This is a genomic window from Variovorax ginsengisoli (genome assembly GCF_030811835.1).
GTDB classification, from domain to species: domain Bacteria; phylum Pseudomonadota; class Gammaproteobacteria; order Burkholderiales; family Burkholderiaceae_C; genus Variovorax; species Variovorax ginsengisoli_C.
Genome location: NZ_JAUSRO010000015.1, coordinates 111,865 through 124,449, shown reverse-complemented (window position 1 = coordinate 124,449; position 12,585 = coordinate 111,865). Strand labels below are relative to the sequence as shown.

Here is a 12,585-nt window from a genome sequence, read left to right as displayed (position 1 = left end):
GCGCTGAAAAAAATCTCGCGGCGCACGGCGTCACCGCTAACTGGCCCCGCGTGCATCGTCGCTATCGTCCTCACGGTCTGCATGGCCCGCTTCGATGAAGATGCGCCGGATCACCGGATAACGCGCGCGCACCTCGCGCTGGATGGTGGCGATGATCGCCGCCGCCTGGTCGGTACCGGTGCCCGCGTTGAAGTCGAGGTCGAGCGTGACCAGCACCTCTTGCGCGCCCATGTACATCGACAGCACATGGCTCGCGTCGCGCACGCCCGGCTGGGCCTTGGCGATCTCGCGGATGTCGCGCGCCGTCTCTGGCCGAATGCCCTCGCCAATGAGCAGCCCGCGTGACTCGCGGACCAACAGCACCGCCACGCCCGCGAGCAGCAGACCGATCACCACCGACGCCACGCCGTCGAGTTCCGGCATGTTCAGCCGGTGGCTCAGGTAGATGCCCAGTCCCGCGACCCCGAGACCGACGAGTGCGGCCGAGTCCTCCGCCAGCACGGTGTAGGTGGTCGGGTCCTTGCTGCGATGCAGGGCCTGCCAGAAGGGCTGCCCCCGCGAGGCGCGCAGGAACTCGCGCAGCGCGATGACGAAGCTCACGCCCTCGAACACGAAGGCGGCACCGAGCACGATGTAGTTCCAGGTCGGGTCGGTCATCGGCTCGGGATGGCGGATGTGCATCACGCCCTCGTAAAAGGAAATTCCACCGCCCAGCCCGAAGATCAGCACCGCGACGATCAGGCTCCAGAAGTACAGCTCCTTGCCATGCCCGAAGGGATGCTCGGGCGTGGCGGGCCGTTTGCTCAGTCGCAGTCCGACCAGGAGCAGGATGCCGTTGAAGGTGTCGACCGCCGAATGAATGCCCTCGGACAGCATCGCCGAACTGCCGGTCACACCCGCCACGACGAACTTGGTGATGGCGATGGCCACGTTGGCGCCGATGGCACCGTAGATTGCGATTCTGGATTCGGCCATGGCGATGAAATAAGGAGGGGCAGCGGGACAGGAATGCGCACACCTTAGCCCGGCAGCGCGCCACACGGCGTAGTCCGTTTACCGCGTCACGCGAACGCCGCACGCGGCTTTCGGCGCGGCGGCGCTGCTACCGTCCTTCATGCGAAGGATGTGCCCAGCCCGCCTTGGCCATCTGTCCGCCCATCGCCACTGCCGAGCGCGAATCCGCGCGGAGAGATGCCAAAGCGCTGCTTGAACAGCCGCGAGAAATGCGAGGCATCGTTGAACCCCCAGCGCAGCGCCACCGCGAGGATGCCTGGATGGCCCGGGCTGCGCAGGTCGCGCGCGCTGCGTTGCAGACGCATTTCCCGGATCAGGCCGCTCACGGACAGCGGCGCCTCCTCGAACAGGCCGTAGAGCGTGCGGCGAGAGACCCGAAAGCGCATCGCGAGCAGGTCCGGCCCGAGCTGTGGCTCCATCAAGTGGTCGGCGATGTAGGTTTCGACCGCCTGGCGGAAGGCGGCCCGCACCGGCAACCGGTCCTGCTCCTGCGCTTCGAGCGTCGCGCCCAGCGCCGTGGTAATGATGCCGTTGAGCGCTGCGCTGAGCCCGTCCTGCGCGCCGAGGCTGGCGCCGGCGTCCACCTGTTCGAGCGAACGGGCGAAGCGGGCTGCGACCAGGCCCAGCCCCGTCTGCCCGCTGACGCAACGTGCCGTTGCCTGGCGCGGCGCCGCGAGCCTGGACATCAGCTGGTCCCTGGGGATGCGGAACGACAGCACGCGCCAGTCTTCCCGGAAGTCGAGGAAGTAGGGGCGCGTGCTGTCCACGACGGAGAAGTCGCCGGGCGAAACCAGCGTCTCCTGGCCATCCTGGCGCACCACGCACGAGCCTTCGAGCTGGAAGTTCGCAAAGCAGAACTCGACCGGATTGCGGCGGATTTCGTCCCAGCGGCGCTGGACGAACTGGGTGCGGGAGAACACGTGGGTCTGCGTGCTCAGCGAAAGCACGCGGGAACTTGCCTCGCCCGTGAAGTCCGGCCCCGGGTCGCGTTGCTTGAGGACTGGATTGAGCGAAACGAAGGCCTCGCAGAGAACCTCACGCCAATAGCTGAATCGCTCGTGCTGCGCACACGCGTCGGTGGTCCAGACCTGCATTCCGGTTACTCCGCCGTCGTGCGCGGGCACTGCCCACGGATGTCGCGGCCTTGCATGCGATTCAAGCGTGTCATGTGTTTTCTCACTTGCACAGATCGTCAATTGGCCTTGCACAAAAAGACAACTCATCGTGTGGTGGGCTTGCGGCGGCGTGATGCAGCGCCATCGCCTGCGCGCAAGGTGTGCATGGATGCGTCATGTCGGTGCAGCTTTTCGCGCGGTGAGCGGCGGCCGAATTCGCAAGCTCGATCCGGTGCGCCTGCCCGGCCGAGGAATGCAAGGTCCGGGCCAGAACGCAACAGCGCTCACTTGCGCGAATCGTCAATTGCGCATGCACGGACCGGCGAGACCCCGGCAGACCCCCTGCCTACGATTCCCGTCGACTCCCTCCACTCCGCAAGAAAGGTCGTTTCCCCATGGCTATCGATTTCCAGCTCTCCGAGGCGCAGCAGGCGCTGCAGGCAGGCGCGCGCGCGTTCGGCGCCGAGGTCCTGCGCAAGGTCGCACCCACCATCGCCGCGATCGCGCGGCCCGATGACCGGTTCTACGCCACCCGCCCGTTCTACAACGCGATGGCCGAGGCCGGCTTCATCAAGGCGCTGCTGCCCGCCTCGGTCGGCGGGACCGCGCTCAGCACACTGGATTTCGCCCTGGCCGCCGAAGAGCTCGCCGCAGCCGACGTCAACGTGCCGACCGCCCTGCTGGGCACTGGCCTGGGGCTGCACGCGGTGCTGCACCACGGCACCGAGGCGCAGAAGCAGCGCTTCCTGCCAGACTTCGTCGAGGACGGCTCGCGCCTGGCGGCACTGGCGTTCACCGAAGTCACCGGCGGCGCCAACTACGACAACCCCGACCCGTCCGTCGGCGTGCAGACATTCGCCCGCCGCGAAGGCGACGAATGGGTCATCAACGGCGCCAAGCACTACACCACCAACGGCACCGGCTGGGACGGCAAGGGCGCGCACCTGTACAGCGTCATCTGCCGCACCGATCCGAGCCTTTCGCCGCAGGAGTCGCTGGCGATCATCATGGTGCCGGGCGGCACGCCGGGCATCGAGATCGTGGACATTCTCGACACCGTGGGCCACCGCGCGACGATCTCGCCACGCATCCACTTCAACAACGTCCGCGTGCCGGCAGCCAATATCGTGGGCAAGCCCGGCGACGGCATCGCGATGGTGGAAGGGGCCTTCGCCTGGACCGCGGCCCTCATCGGCGCGGCGTGCGTGGGCGTGATGCGCGCGGCCTTCGATGTCGCGCTGAAGTTCGCGCGCACCGACAAGCGCTCGGGCACCGTGCCAGTCATCGAGCACCAGAACGTCGGCTTCATGCTGGCCGACATCAAGATGCGCATCGAGGCCGCGCGCTACCTGACCTGGAAATCCTGCCACCAGCTCGACCTCACCGAAGGCCGCAGCCGCGAGCTGGCCATCATCACCAAGGTCCACTGTTCGGAGCTGTGCGTGCAGGCGGTGTACGACACCATGCGCGTGGTCGGCGTCGACGCCTATACCGACATGTACCCACTGGCCGGTCTGATGCAGGACGCGCTGTGCTTTCCGCTGTACGACGGCGGCAACATGGGCGTGCGCCGCCGCCAGCTCCATGCGCTGCTGCGCTCGCCGGACTACGACGCGATGGCGTCGGCCGAGGCACGCGGATGAGGCCGATGATGATGACCTCGAAAATCACAAGCGGTGGCCGCAAGAAGAAGGTGCTGGCCCTGGCAAGCCTGCTGATGTCTGCCCTGGTGCCGATGGCCGCACACGCCATCGACGTGGATGCCGGCGATTTCGTTCCGGCACCGGAAGGCACCACGACCGGGCTGCTGTACCTGCAGCATGCCGAGCGCGACAGGCTCTATGCGCAGGGGCGCCAGTCGGTGAGCGATCCCCGGCTCGTCTCGGATGTCGGCATCGCCAGGCTGGTGCACTACATGCGCATCGGCGGGCTGACGGTGGCTCCCCAGGTCCTGGTGCCCTTCGGCCGGCTCGACGCCGGGCACGACACGAGCGCGCTGGGCAAGACCAGCGGTGTGGGCGACGTCATCCTGGCCACGCCCGTCTGGCTGGTCAACGATGCACCATCGCGTACCTACCTGGCCATCGCGCCTTACCTGTACCTGCCCACGGGCAGCTATGACCGCAATCGCTCGCTCAATCTGGGCGAGAACCGCTGGAAGTTCGACCTGCAGGTGGGCTTCGTCAAAGGGCTCACGGACAAGTGGTCCGTCGACCTGACCGGCGACGTCATGTTCCACGGCAAGAACGACGACTATGGCGCCGCCGGTGCCACGCTCCAGCAGAAGCCGCTCTACCAGGGGCAGGCCTACCTGCGCTACCAGTTCACCCCGACGTTCAACGCTTTCGTCGGCGTGTCACAGAACTGGGGCGGCGAGGACCGGGTCGACGGCGTGGACAGCAACGACGAGGCGCGACAGCGCAAGGTCAGCGTGGGCGGCAGCTACTTCATCCGCCCGACGACTCAACTGCTCGTGTCGCTCGGGCGCGACCTCAAGGTCGACAACGGGTTCAAGGAGAACGCCCGCATCAACGTCCGGCTGCTGCAGGTCTTCTGATCCTTGCGTGCGAGGCGGCCTGCGTATCATCGCGCAGCCGCCTTTCGCGTTCCACCATCTGGCGATCATCGCGGCCTGGGCGCAAGCCGCATTGGCACTTTTCTTGCGTTTGACGACAGGATGCCGAGGGTCATACCGATGAAACTCCAATACTCTACCGAGATCGTTGAAACGCCCAGGCGTTTCGACTACTGGAACGAGGTCGTGTGCCGCCATTGCCTGCTCGCAGACAGCAAGACTCTCAGCGAGAGCCGCTTCGACGGCAAGTTGGAGGTCCGCACAGCGGGCACCGTCGGCGTCAGCACCCTTTCTGCGCCCTTGCATCACTGGCGGCGGGACGCGCACCACATCCGGGTGGGGCCGGACGACGACCTGTGGTTGGCGTTCATGGTCCGTGGCGAGGCCCGCATCAGCCAGGATGGACGCGAGGCTCATTTGCGAAGCGGTGACATGGCCGTGTACGACGCCACGCGGCCTTTCGAGTTCGACATGGCGCCGGAGAAGGTGTGCGTGGTGCGCCTGCCCCGCAAGTCCATGCTCAGCCGCGTGCCCACCGCAGATCGCGTGACGGCACAGCTGATCGACCCGCGACGGCCAGGGGGCGCCGCCGTGCGCTCGATGATCGAGGAAGCCGCGAGCACCGAATTCTCCGACGCGGACGCTGCTGCCCGCTACGGAAGTGCGCTGCTCGACGTGCTCGCCTTGCACTTGGACATTCCCTCGGACGCGAAGACCGTGGTGAGGGAACGCGATCTCCACGCACGCCTGGTGGCCTATATCCGCGAGAACTTTGCCGACACCGGTTTGACGTTGCAAGCGCTGGCGCAGACGCACCACGTGTCCGAGCGCACCGTCGCGCGTGCTTTTGCGCGCCACAACCAGACCCCCATGGAAGTCCTGCGCCGGGCACGCCTGCAGGCCAGCCATCGCGCGCTGGCCGAACGACAGGCCGATAGCGTGACAACGGCCGCCTTGAGCTGCGGCTTCACCGACCTGTCCCATTTCAGCCGCGTGTTCCGGCTGGCTTACGGCTATACCCCGCAGAGCCTCTTGTCGCATTGAGTCCGACGCAAAGCGGCAAAGCCCGCAGGTTGTCGTTCCTCGTCAAGCATCTGTCCTTCTGAAGCAAGCGCCGGCGCCTGGTTTGGCCAACCATGGCATCACCCACTGCACGCAACCGAGCGGAATTCGGCGGACCTCCCGCCCTCGGTGTGCGCGTCTTTTTATCCGTCATTTCATTTGTCCGGATCGGCTGGCCGACCGGAACCAGGAGCAGCAATACATGGCCATCGTCCGTCCTACCACCGAGCAACTTGAGGCGCTCGCAAGCCGTCTTCACATGCGGCTCACGACCGAGGAGGCCAGCGAATACCTGGCGCTGATGCAGTCCAGCTTCGACGCCTACGACCTGATCGACGAGTTGCCCGACGAAGTGCCCCCGTCGCGTTATCCGCGCGCCGCCGGCCAACGCCCCACCGGTGACATGAACCGCTACAACGCATGGGCATGCAAGACCGAGGTGAAGGGTGCGGCGGCGGGCCCACTGGCCGGCCGCACGGTGGCGCTCAAGGACAACATCGCCCTGGCGGGGGTGCCGATGATGAACGGCGCCTCGACGCTCGAAGGCTTCGTCCCGGCCTACGACGCCACCGTGGCCACCCGGCTGCTCGATGCGGGCGCCACCATCGTCGGCAAGGCCACCTGCGAGCATTTCTGTCTGTCTGGCGGCAGCCACACATCGGATCCCGAACCCGTACACAACCCGCACCGCCAGGGCTATTCGTCGGGTGGTTCTTCTTCGGGCAGTGCCGTGCTGGTGGCCGCCGGCGAGGTGGACCTGGCGGTGGGCGGCGACCAGGGCGGCTCGGTCCGCATCCCCGCGGCGTGGTGCGGCATCTACGGCCTCAAGCCGACACACGGGCTGGTGCCCTACACCGGCATCATGCCGATCGAGTCCACCCTGGATCACGCCGGACCGATGACCGCCAACGTGCGCGACAACGCGCTCATGCTCGAAGTCATGGCGGGTGCCGACGGGCTCGATCCGCGCCAGGTGGCGCCCCAGGTCGATGCCTACACGCAGGCCTTGGGACGCGGCGCCGACGGCCTGCGTATCGGCATCCTGAGCGAAGGCTTTCAACTCGCCAACCTGGACTCCCGGGTGGCCGACAAGGTGCGCGATGCCATCGCGAGGTTCGAGGGCCTGGGCGCAAGCGTGGAGGAGGTCTCCGTGCCGGCCCACAGCCTGGCCGGCGCGCTGTGGAGCCCCATCGGCTGCGAGGGGCTGACCATGCAGATGATGCATGGCAACGGCATGGGCTTCAACTGGAAGGGCCAGTACGACGTGGCGCTGCTGGACCGGCACGCCGGCTGGCGCGAGCAGGCCGATGCGTTGTCGGCCTCGCTGAAGGTCTGCATGTTCGTCGGGCAGTACGGCCTGGAGCGCTACAACGGGCGCTACTACGCCAAGGCGCAGAACATCGCGCGCCGCGCCCGCGCTGGCTACGACCATGCGCTGTCGCAGTACGACCTGCTCGTGATGCCGACGGTGCCGTTCGCCGCTCAGCCGCATCCCGAGCCCGGCTGCTCGATCACCGACTATGTGTCCAGGGCGCTCGAGATGCTCGGCAACACCGCGGCGCAGGACATCACCGGCCACCCGGCGATGACCCTGCCCTGCGGCCTGGTGGATGGATTGCCGGTCGGTCTGATGCTGGTCGGCCGTCACTACGCCGAGAGCACGATCTACCAGGCGGCCGCGGCCTTCGAAGCCAGCGTCGACTGGAAGACGCTCTGACCTTCTTTCGTTTCCTTTCCTTCCCGGTTTCATTGCGCACAGAAAGGCCAACCCATGAGCTCTCACTCCGACCATGACCATGACCACACGGAACCACCGGATGCCATTGCCTTGCGCGTCAAGGCACTCGAGTCTTTGCTGACAGAGAAAGGCCTGATCGATCCGGCGGCGCTGGACGCGCTGATCGACACCTACGAACACAAGATCGGCCCCCGCAACGGCGCACAGGTCGTCGCCAAGGCCTGGAGCGATCCCGCCTACAAGGCGCGCCTGTTGAGCGATGCCACGCACGCCATCGCCGAGCTGGGTTTCTCCGGCGTGCAGGGCGAGGACATGGTGGTGGTCGAGAACACCGCGCAGGTCCACAACGTGACCGTCTGCACGCTGTGCTCCTGCTACCCGTGGCCCACCCTGGGCCTGCCGCCGGTCTGGTACAAGTCCGCGCCCTATCGCTCGCGCATCGTGATCGACCCGCGCGGCGTGCTGGCCGAGTTCGGCCTGTCCATTCCCGACGACAGGGAGGTCCGCGTCTGGGACAGCAGCGCCGAGCTGCGCTACCTCGTATTGCCGGAGCGCCCGGCAGACACCGAGGACTGGAGCGAGGCGCAACTGGCCGATCTGGTCACGCGCGACTCGATGATCGGCACCGGCCTGGCCAGGCAGCCTGCCGCTGTTTGAAACCCTTCGACGACAAGGAGCACCGTATGAATGGCATTCACGATCTGGGCGGCATGCACGGCATGGGCCCCATCGATCCGCCGCGGGACGAACCTCGGTTCCATCACGAATGGGAACGACGGACATTCCCTCTTTTCGCCTCGTTGTTCGTGGGCGGGCATTTCAACGTGGACGAGTTCCGCCACGCCATCGAGCGCATGGGGCCGGCGCATTACCTGGAGGGCAGCTACTACGAGCACTGGCTGCACGCCTTCGAAACGCTGCTGACGGAGAAGGGCATGATCACCGCCGCGGAGCTCAGCGGCGAAGCCACGCCGACCCAGCCGTCCACGCCGCCACCGGTGCTGACCGTCGACATGGTTGAGCCTGTGGTGTTGGGTGGCGCCTCCGCGCGGGCCAAGGAAGACGTGCCCGGCCGCTTTCACGCAGGGGACACGGTCCGGGCCAAGAACCTGAATCCGGTCACGCACACGCGACTGCCGCGCTACGCGCGTGGAAAGGTCGGCACCGTGGAGATGGTCCATGGCGCTTTCGCGACACCGGACACCATGGCCCATGGACAGGGCGAGCAGCCCCAGCAGGTCTACGCCGTGCGCTTCACCGCCAAGGAGCTGTGGGGCGTGAACCGGCCCGACACTGTGTGCATCGACCTGTGGGACAGCTACCTGGAGGCAGCATGAAGTCCGCCATGAGCACCGCCATGGACACCGGCCGCGCTGGGCCTTCCCTGCAACTGAGCGAGGCTCCGGCGTTCGACAAACCCTGGCAGGCCGAGGCTTTCTTCCTCGTCGTCAATCTGCACCAGGCCGGGCTTTTCCCCTGGCGTGACTGGGTGCAGATCTTCAGCGAAGAGATCAAGGCCGCACCCGCTCGACCCAGCGAAAGCATCAACGACGCTTACTACCGTCAGTGGGTCCCGGCGATGGAGAAGCTGGTGGCCTCCCTGGGTCTGGCGGCAGACAACGACATCACCCGCCGCGCTCGGGAGTGGCGACAGGCCTACCTGAACACACCCCATGGACAGCCGGTCTCATTGGCCAGCGCAAGTTGCCCGCCCGCCCACGCGCACGAGCATGCACCCCGACGGGAGCCCGTCGCCGTGAGCCCGGCCTGCGCGGTTTGAGACCGCCGCTTCAGCCCCTTTCCCTTTCACCCCTTCGTCCATCCATCGAGACCGTCCAGACGACGGCAAAGGAACCATCATGCACATCGAACCTGGCCTGGTAGATGCCGGAAAAATCGGTCTGAGCTATGTCACTGCAGCGGGGGCTGGCGCCTACGCCCTGCATCTGGCCGCAGCCGCGCGGCGCCAGTGTGGCGCCCTCTCGCTGCTCGGACGCATTGCCGCCACGACGGCCCTGGTGTTCTGCTTCTTCGAGGTGCTCCCGCACCAGCCCGTCGGTGTCTCCGAGGTCCACCTCATCCTCGGGTCGACGCTGCTGCTGCTGTTCGGTGCCGCACCCGCGGCCATCGGGCTGGCGCTGGGCCTGCTGCTGCAGGGCCTGTTCTTCGCGCCCTTCGACCTGCCGCAATACGGCATGAACGTCACGACCCTGCTCGTTCCCCTGTTTGCCATCTCGGCGCTGGCCCGCCGCATCATCGCGCCCGATACGCCCTACGTCGACCTGCGCTACCGGCAGGCGCTGGCACTGTCCACCGTCTACCAGGCAGGCATCGTCGGCTGGGTCGCCTTCTGGGCCATCTATGGCCGCGGTTTCACGCTGGAGAACCTGACGACGATCGCCACTTTCGGCAGCGCCTACATGACGGTGATCCTGGTGGAACCTTTGGTCGACCTGGCCGTGCTGGCCGTCGCCAAGCGCTCTGCACGCCTGCAAGGCACGCCGATGTTCGAGCGCCGGCTTCACCACGCCGAGGCGCTCTGACGCCCCTCGCTGCCCGCGCTGCCGCGGATTCAGTGCCCGGGCGGAAACACGACCGGCACCGTGTCCGAGGCGCGCCATGGCGCGTACCGATGCATGACTGCTGCAAACGCTTCTGAGCCGGTCCAGCCGTCGAGCCAGGCGCGCAGGTGCGGCCAGGGCTGCTGGACGAACCAGTCGGGTTCGACCATGGCGAACTGGCGCACGAAAGGCGCGATGGCATGGTCGGCCAGGCCACTGCGGGCGCCGGCCAGATGGGGCGTGGCCTGCAGCTGCGCCTGGAGTCGCATCAGGAAGGCAGCGCCCTGCGAGCGGTGCACATCCGCATCGGCGTCCTCGTAGCGGCCGGGGTACTTGTAGCGGTCGAGGTCGCGCTTGAAATGCAGGTCGCAGTCGGCGATAAGCGCCAGCGCGTCATCGAGCGTGCCCACGCCGGGCCGCAGCCAGCCCTGCGGGTCGTGGCGGGCCAGCGCCCACCGCATGATGTCCAGGCTCTGCGCGATCACCTCGCCATCACGCAGCACCAGCACGGGCACCGTCGCCTGTGGTGATGCCGCCAGCAGCGCGAGTGGCTTGTCGCGCAGCACCACCTCACGCAGCGCGCACGGCGTGCCGCTTGCATGCAGCGCAAGGCGCGCCCGTATCGCATAGGGGCAGCGGCGAAAGGAGTAGAGCACCGGCAGCGCGCCGGTCGGCATCTCGGGCATGGCGCGTGCGGGTTCAGTCGGGAACGAACCGGTCCTTGAACTTCTGCTCGTCCTCCGGCAACTCGAAGGTCGCGAGCTGGCCGGCCTTGTTGTCGCTGAGCCGGTGCGCGGCGAACAGGCTGTAGCGCCCCTTCAGGTAGTAGCTCTCCATCTCGATGAACATGTACGGATGGGGGACGAAGACCTGGTGCTCGAACACCACGCGATGCACATTGCGCGGGTTGGGAAAGAGCTTGTAGTCGGCGGTGGTGATCGCTTGGGCGGTGGCCATGGCAGTTTCCCGTCAGACGTCGCGCACGTCGGCGACGGGGGTGGAGCCGAAGTCTTCGCGTGCCAGGTAGGCCAGCAGGCGCGCAGCAGCGTCGGCCGGCGAAGTGAGCTGGCCGTCGGCCTTGAGCCGGGCGAAGCGTCCCTGGTCCGGAAACAGGCTCGCGTCGGTGCCGCGCATCTGCACCTGCATGTCGGTGTCGATCACGCCGGGCGCGAGCGAGACGATGCGTGCGCCGTTGGGCATGGCTGCCTCTTCCAGCGCTACCGCGCGCGAGAAGTGGTCCATGCCCGCCTTGGCCGCGCAGTACGGCGCCTGGCTGGCCATCGCGTTGCGGCCCAGGCCCGACGAGATGTTCAGCACCTTGCGCCGCGCGCGCCACGGGCGCGTGGCACCCAGGAAGGCACCTGTCAGCAGCAGCGGCGCCTCCAGGCCGATGCGAATCGATTGCGACAGGTCGCTTGCATCGCCCTGCGCGAGCGGGCCGAGCCGGCCCACGGTGCCGGCGTTGTTGATGAGCGTGGCGCTGTCGAAGGCTTGCGCGTCCTGCTGCGCAAGCCAGGCGGCGACGCGGGCCGACGCGACCACCGGGTCGGCCAGGTCCTGCGACCACTGTTCGAGCGTGGCACCGCGCGCCTTGGCGAGCGCGTCCAGTTCAGGGTCGGTCTTGCGCGAGAGGCACAGCAGCACGTGCCCGGGCTGCAGCAGTTGTTCGGCCATGGCACGGCCCATGCCGCACGAGGCACCGGTGATGAGGAAGAGATGGGAGGCGGGGGTCATCGAGGACTTTCTATTCTGGATGCGTTGGATGCGTTGAACGGTGGCGTCGCCAGCCCTTGGGCGCTGACGCGCAGGGCGGCCAGGTCGAGCACGCGCAGGCCACCGTATTCAACACGGATCATGCCTTGCGCTTCGAGCGCGCGCAGCGCCTCGTTCACGCGCTGGCGCGAGAGGCCGATCAGGTAGGCCAGCTCCTGCTGCGTGATGCGCAACAGCTGGCCCACGCCGGGAAACAGCACCGGGTTGAAGAGCGCCGCCAGGTTGCGCGCCACCCGCACGTCCGGGTTGTTCAGGCGGTCGGCCTCGCGCGCCGCGATGAACTGCGCCAGCCGCTCATTGAGCTGGTTCATCACGAAGCGGTTGAAGCCGATGGAATGGTCCAGCAGCCAGTGGAATTCGTCGATCGGCAGACCGGCCACCAGGCTGCGGCGCAGCGCCTGGATGTTGTAGCGGTAGGGCTCGCGCTTCATCGCCGTGCCCTCGCCAAACCAGCCGCCGGGCGGCAGGCCGCTGTAGGTCATCGAAGTGCCGTCTGCGTTGTCGTTGCTCATCTTCAGCAGGCCTTCGACGACGCCGAACCAGTAGGTCGGCGCACGGCCGATGCGGCAGACGAGATCGCCCGGCTCGGCCTCTCCGACCACCACCACACCTTCGGCACGGCGGCGCTGCACCGGCTCGAGCGTGCGCAGCCAGGGAATGTTGTCGAGCTCCGCGGCGCTGGCAGGGCGCACGCGGTCGCGGATGGACGAGCCATTGGCGCTGCCGATCGGCATCGGGAAACTCCGG

14 protein-coding genes are annotated in these 12,585 nt (G+C 67.2%); 8 read left to right on the top strand and 6 right to left on the bottom strand.

Annotated features, from left to right (window positions below):
* Positions 1–36 precede the first annotated feature (36 nt).
* A complete protein-coding gene (locus J2W36_RS21325; protein ID WP_307691778.1) occupies positions 37–975 on the bottom strand; it encodes a cation diffusion facilitator family transporter in 939 nt (312 codons plus the stop codon).
* A gap of 137 nt (positions 976–1,112) precedes the next feature.
* Positions 1,113–2,108, bottom strand: coding sequence for an AraC-like ligand-binding domain-containing protein (locus tag J2W36_RS21320; RefSeq protein ID WP_307691777.1), 996 nt, complete (start codon positions 2,106–2,108; stop codon positions 1,113–1,115).
* Positions 2,109–2,524: 416 nt separating this feature from the next.
* Here J2W36_RS21320 and J2W36_RS21315 point away from each other — a divergent pair, with 416 nt between their 5' ends.
* The 8 genes from J2W36_RS21315 to J2W36_RS21280 all read left to right on the top strand — a co-directional run bounded on the left by J2W36_RS21315 (position 2,525) and on the right by J2W36_RS21280 (position 10,047).
* Positions 2,525–3,772 (top strand): acyl-CoA dehydrogenase family protein, encoded by a 1,248-nt coding sequence (locus tag J2W36_RS21315; RefSeq protein ID WP_307691776.1) that lies wholly within the window; start codon positions 2,525–2,527, stop codon positions 3,770–3,772.
* An 11-nt stretch (positions 3,773–3,783) separates the two neighbouring features.
* A complete protein-coding gene (locus J2W36_RS21310) occupies positions 3,784–4,686 on the top strand; it encodes a transporter (protein WP_307691775.1) in 903 nt (300 codons plus the stop codon).
* Positions 4,687–4,824: 138 nt separating this feature from the next.
* A complete protein-coding gene (locus J2W36_RS21305; protein WP_307691774.1) occupies positions 4,825–5,748 on the top strand; it encodes an AraC-like ligand-binding domain-containing protein in 924 nt (307 codons plus the stop codon).
* 220 nt (positions 5,749–5,968) lie between these two features.
* A complete protein-coding gene (locus tag J2W36_RS21300; RefSeq protein WP_307691773.1) occupies positions 5,969–7,483 on the top strand; it encodes an amidase in 1,515 nt (504 codons plus the stop codon).
* 54 nt (positions 7,484–7,537) lie between these two features.
* Complete coding sequence (nthA, locus tag J2W36_RS21295) at positions 7,538–8,161, top strand: nitrile hydratase subunit alpha (RefSeq protein WP_307691772.1); 624 nt, start codon at positions 7,538–7,540, stop codon at positions 8,159–8,161.
* 26 nt (positions 8,162–8,187) lie between these two features.
* Positions 8,188–8,841 carry a nitrile hydratase subunit beta gene (gene nthB / locus J2W36_RS21290; protein WP_307691771.1) on the top strand — a complete coding sequence of 218 codons (654 nt, stop codon included), beginning with the start codon at positions 8,188–8,190 and terminating at the stop codon, positions 8,839–8,841.
* The gene (locus tag J2W36_RS21285) at positions 8,838–9,284 is read left to right on the top strand and encodes a nitrile hydratase accessory protein (protein WP_307691770.1); all 447 of its coding nucleotides are present in this window, start codon (positions 8,838–8,840) and stop codon (positions 9,282–9,284) included. Before nthB ends, J2W36_RS21285 begins: the two co-directional genes overlap by 4 nt.
* 79 nt (positions 9,285–9,363) lie before the next feature.
* Entirely contained in the window at positions 9,364–10,047 is a 684-nt protein-coding gene (locus tag J2W36_RS21280) for an energy-coupling factor ABC transporter permease (RefSeq protein ID WP_307691769.1), read from the top strand.
* Positions 10,048–10,076: 29 nt separating this feature from the next.
* Here J2W36_RS21280 and J2W36_RS21275 read toward each other — a convergent pair whose 3' ends face one another.
* The 4 genes from J2W36_RS21275 to J2W36_RS21260 are packed head-to-tail and all read right to left on the bottom strand — an operon-like array spanning position 10,077 to position 12,572.
* The gene (locus J2W36_RS21275; protein WP_307691828.1) at positions 10,077–10,742 is read right to left on the bottom strand and encodes a glutathione S-transferase; all 666 of its coding nucleotides are present in this window, start codon (positions 10,740–10,742) and stop codon (positions 10,077–10,079) included.
* A gap of 22 nt (positions 10,743–10,764) precedes the next feature.
* Positions 10,765–11,022 carry a hypothetical protein gene (locus tag J2W36_RS21270; protein WP_307691768.1) on the bottom strand — a complete coding sequence of 86 codons (258 nt, stop codon included), beginning with the start codon at positions 11,020–11,022 and terminating at the stop codon, positions 10,765–10,767.
* Positions 11,023–11,034: 12 nt separating this feature from the next.
* Positions 11,035–11,799 (bottom strand): SDR family NAD(P)-dependent oxidoreductase, encoded by a 765-nt coding sequence (locus tag J2W36_RS21265; RefSeq protein ID WP_307691767.1) that lies wholly within the window; start codon positions 11,797–11,799, stop codon positions 11,035–11,037.
* The gene (locus J2W36_RS21260) at positions 11,796–12,572 is read right to left on the bottom strand and encodes a Crp/Fnr family transcriptional regulator (protein WP_307691766.1); all 777 of its coding nucleotides are present in this window, start codon (positions 12,570–12,572) and stop codon (positions 11,796–11,798) included. Before J2W36_RS21260 ends, J2W36_RS21265 begins: the two co-directional genes overlap by 4 nt.
* Positions 12,573–12,585: the final 13 nt, after the last annotated feature.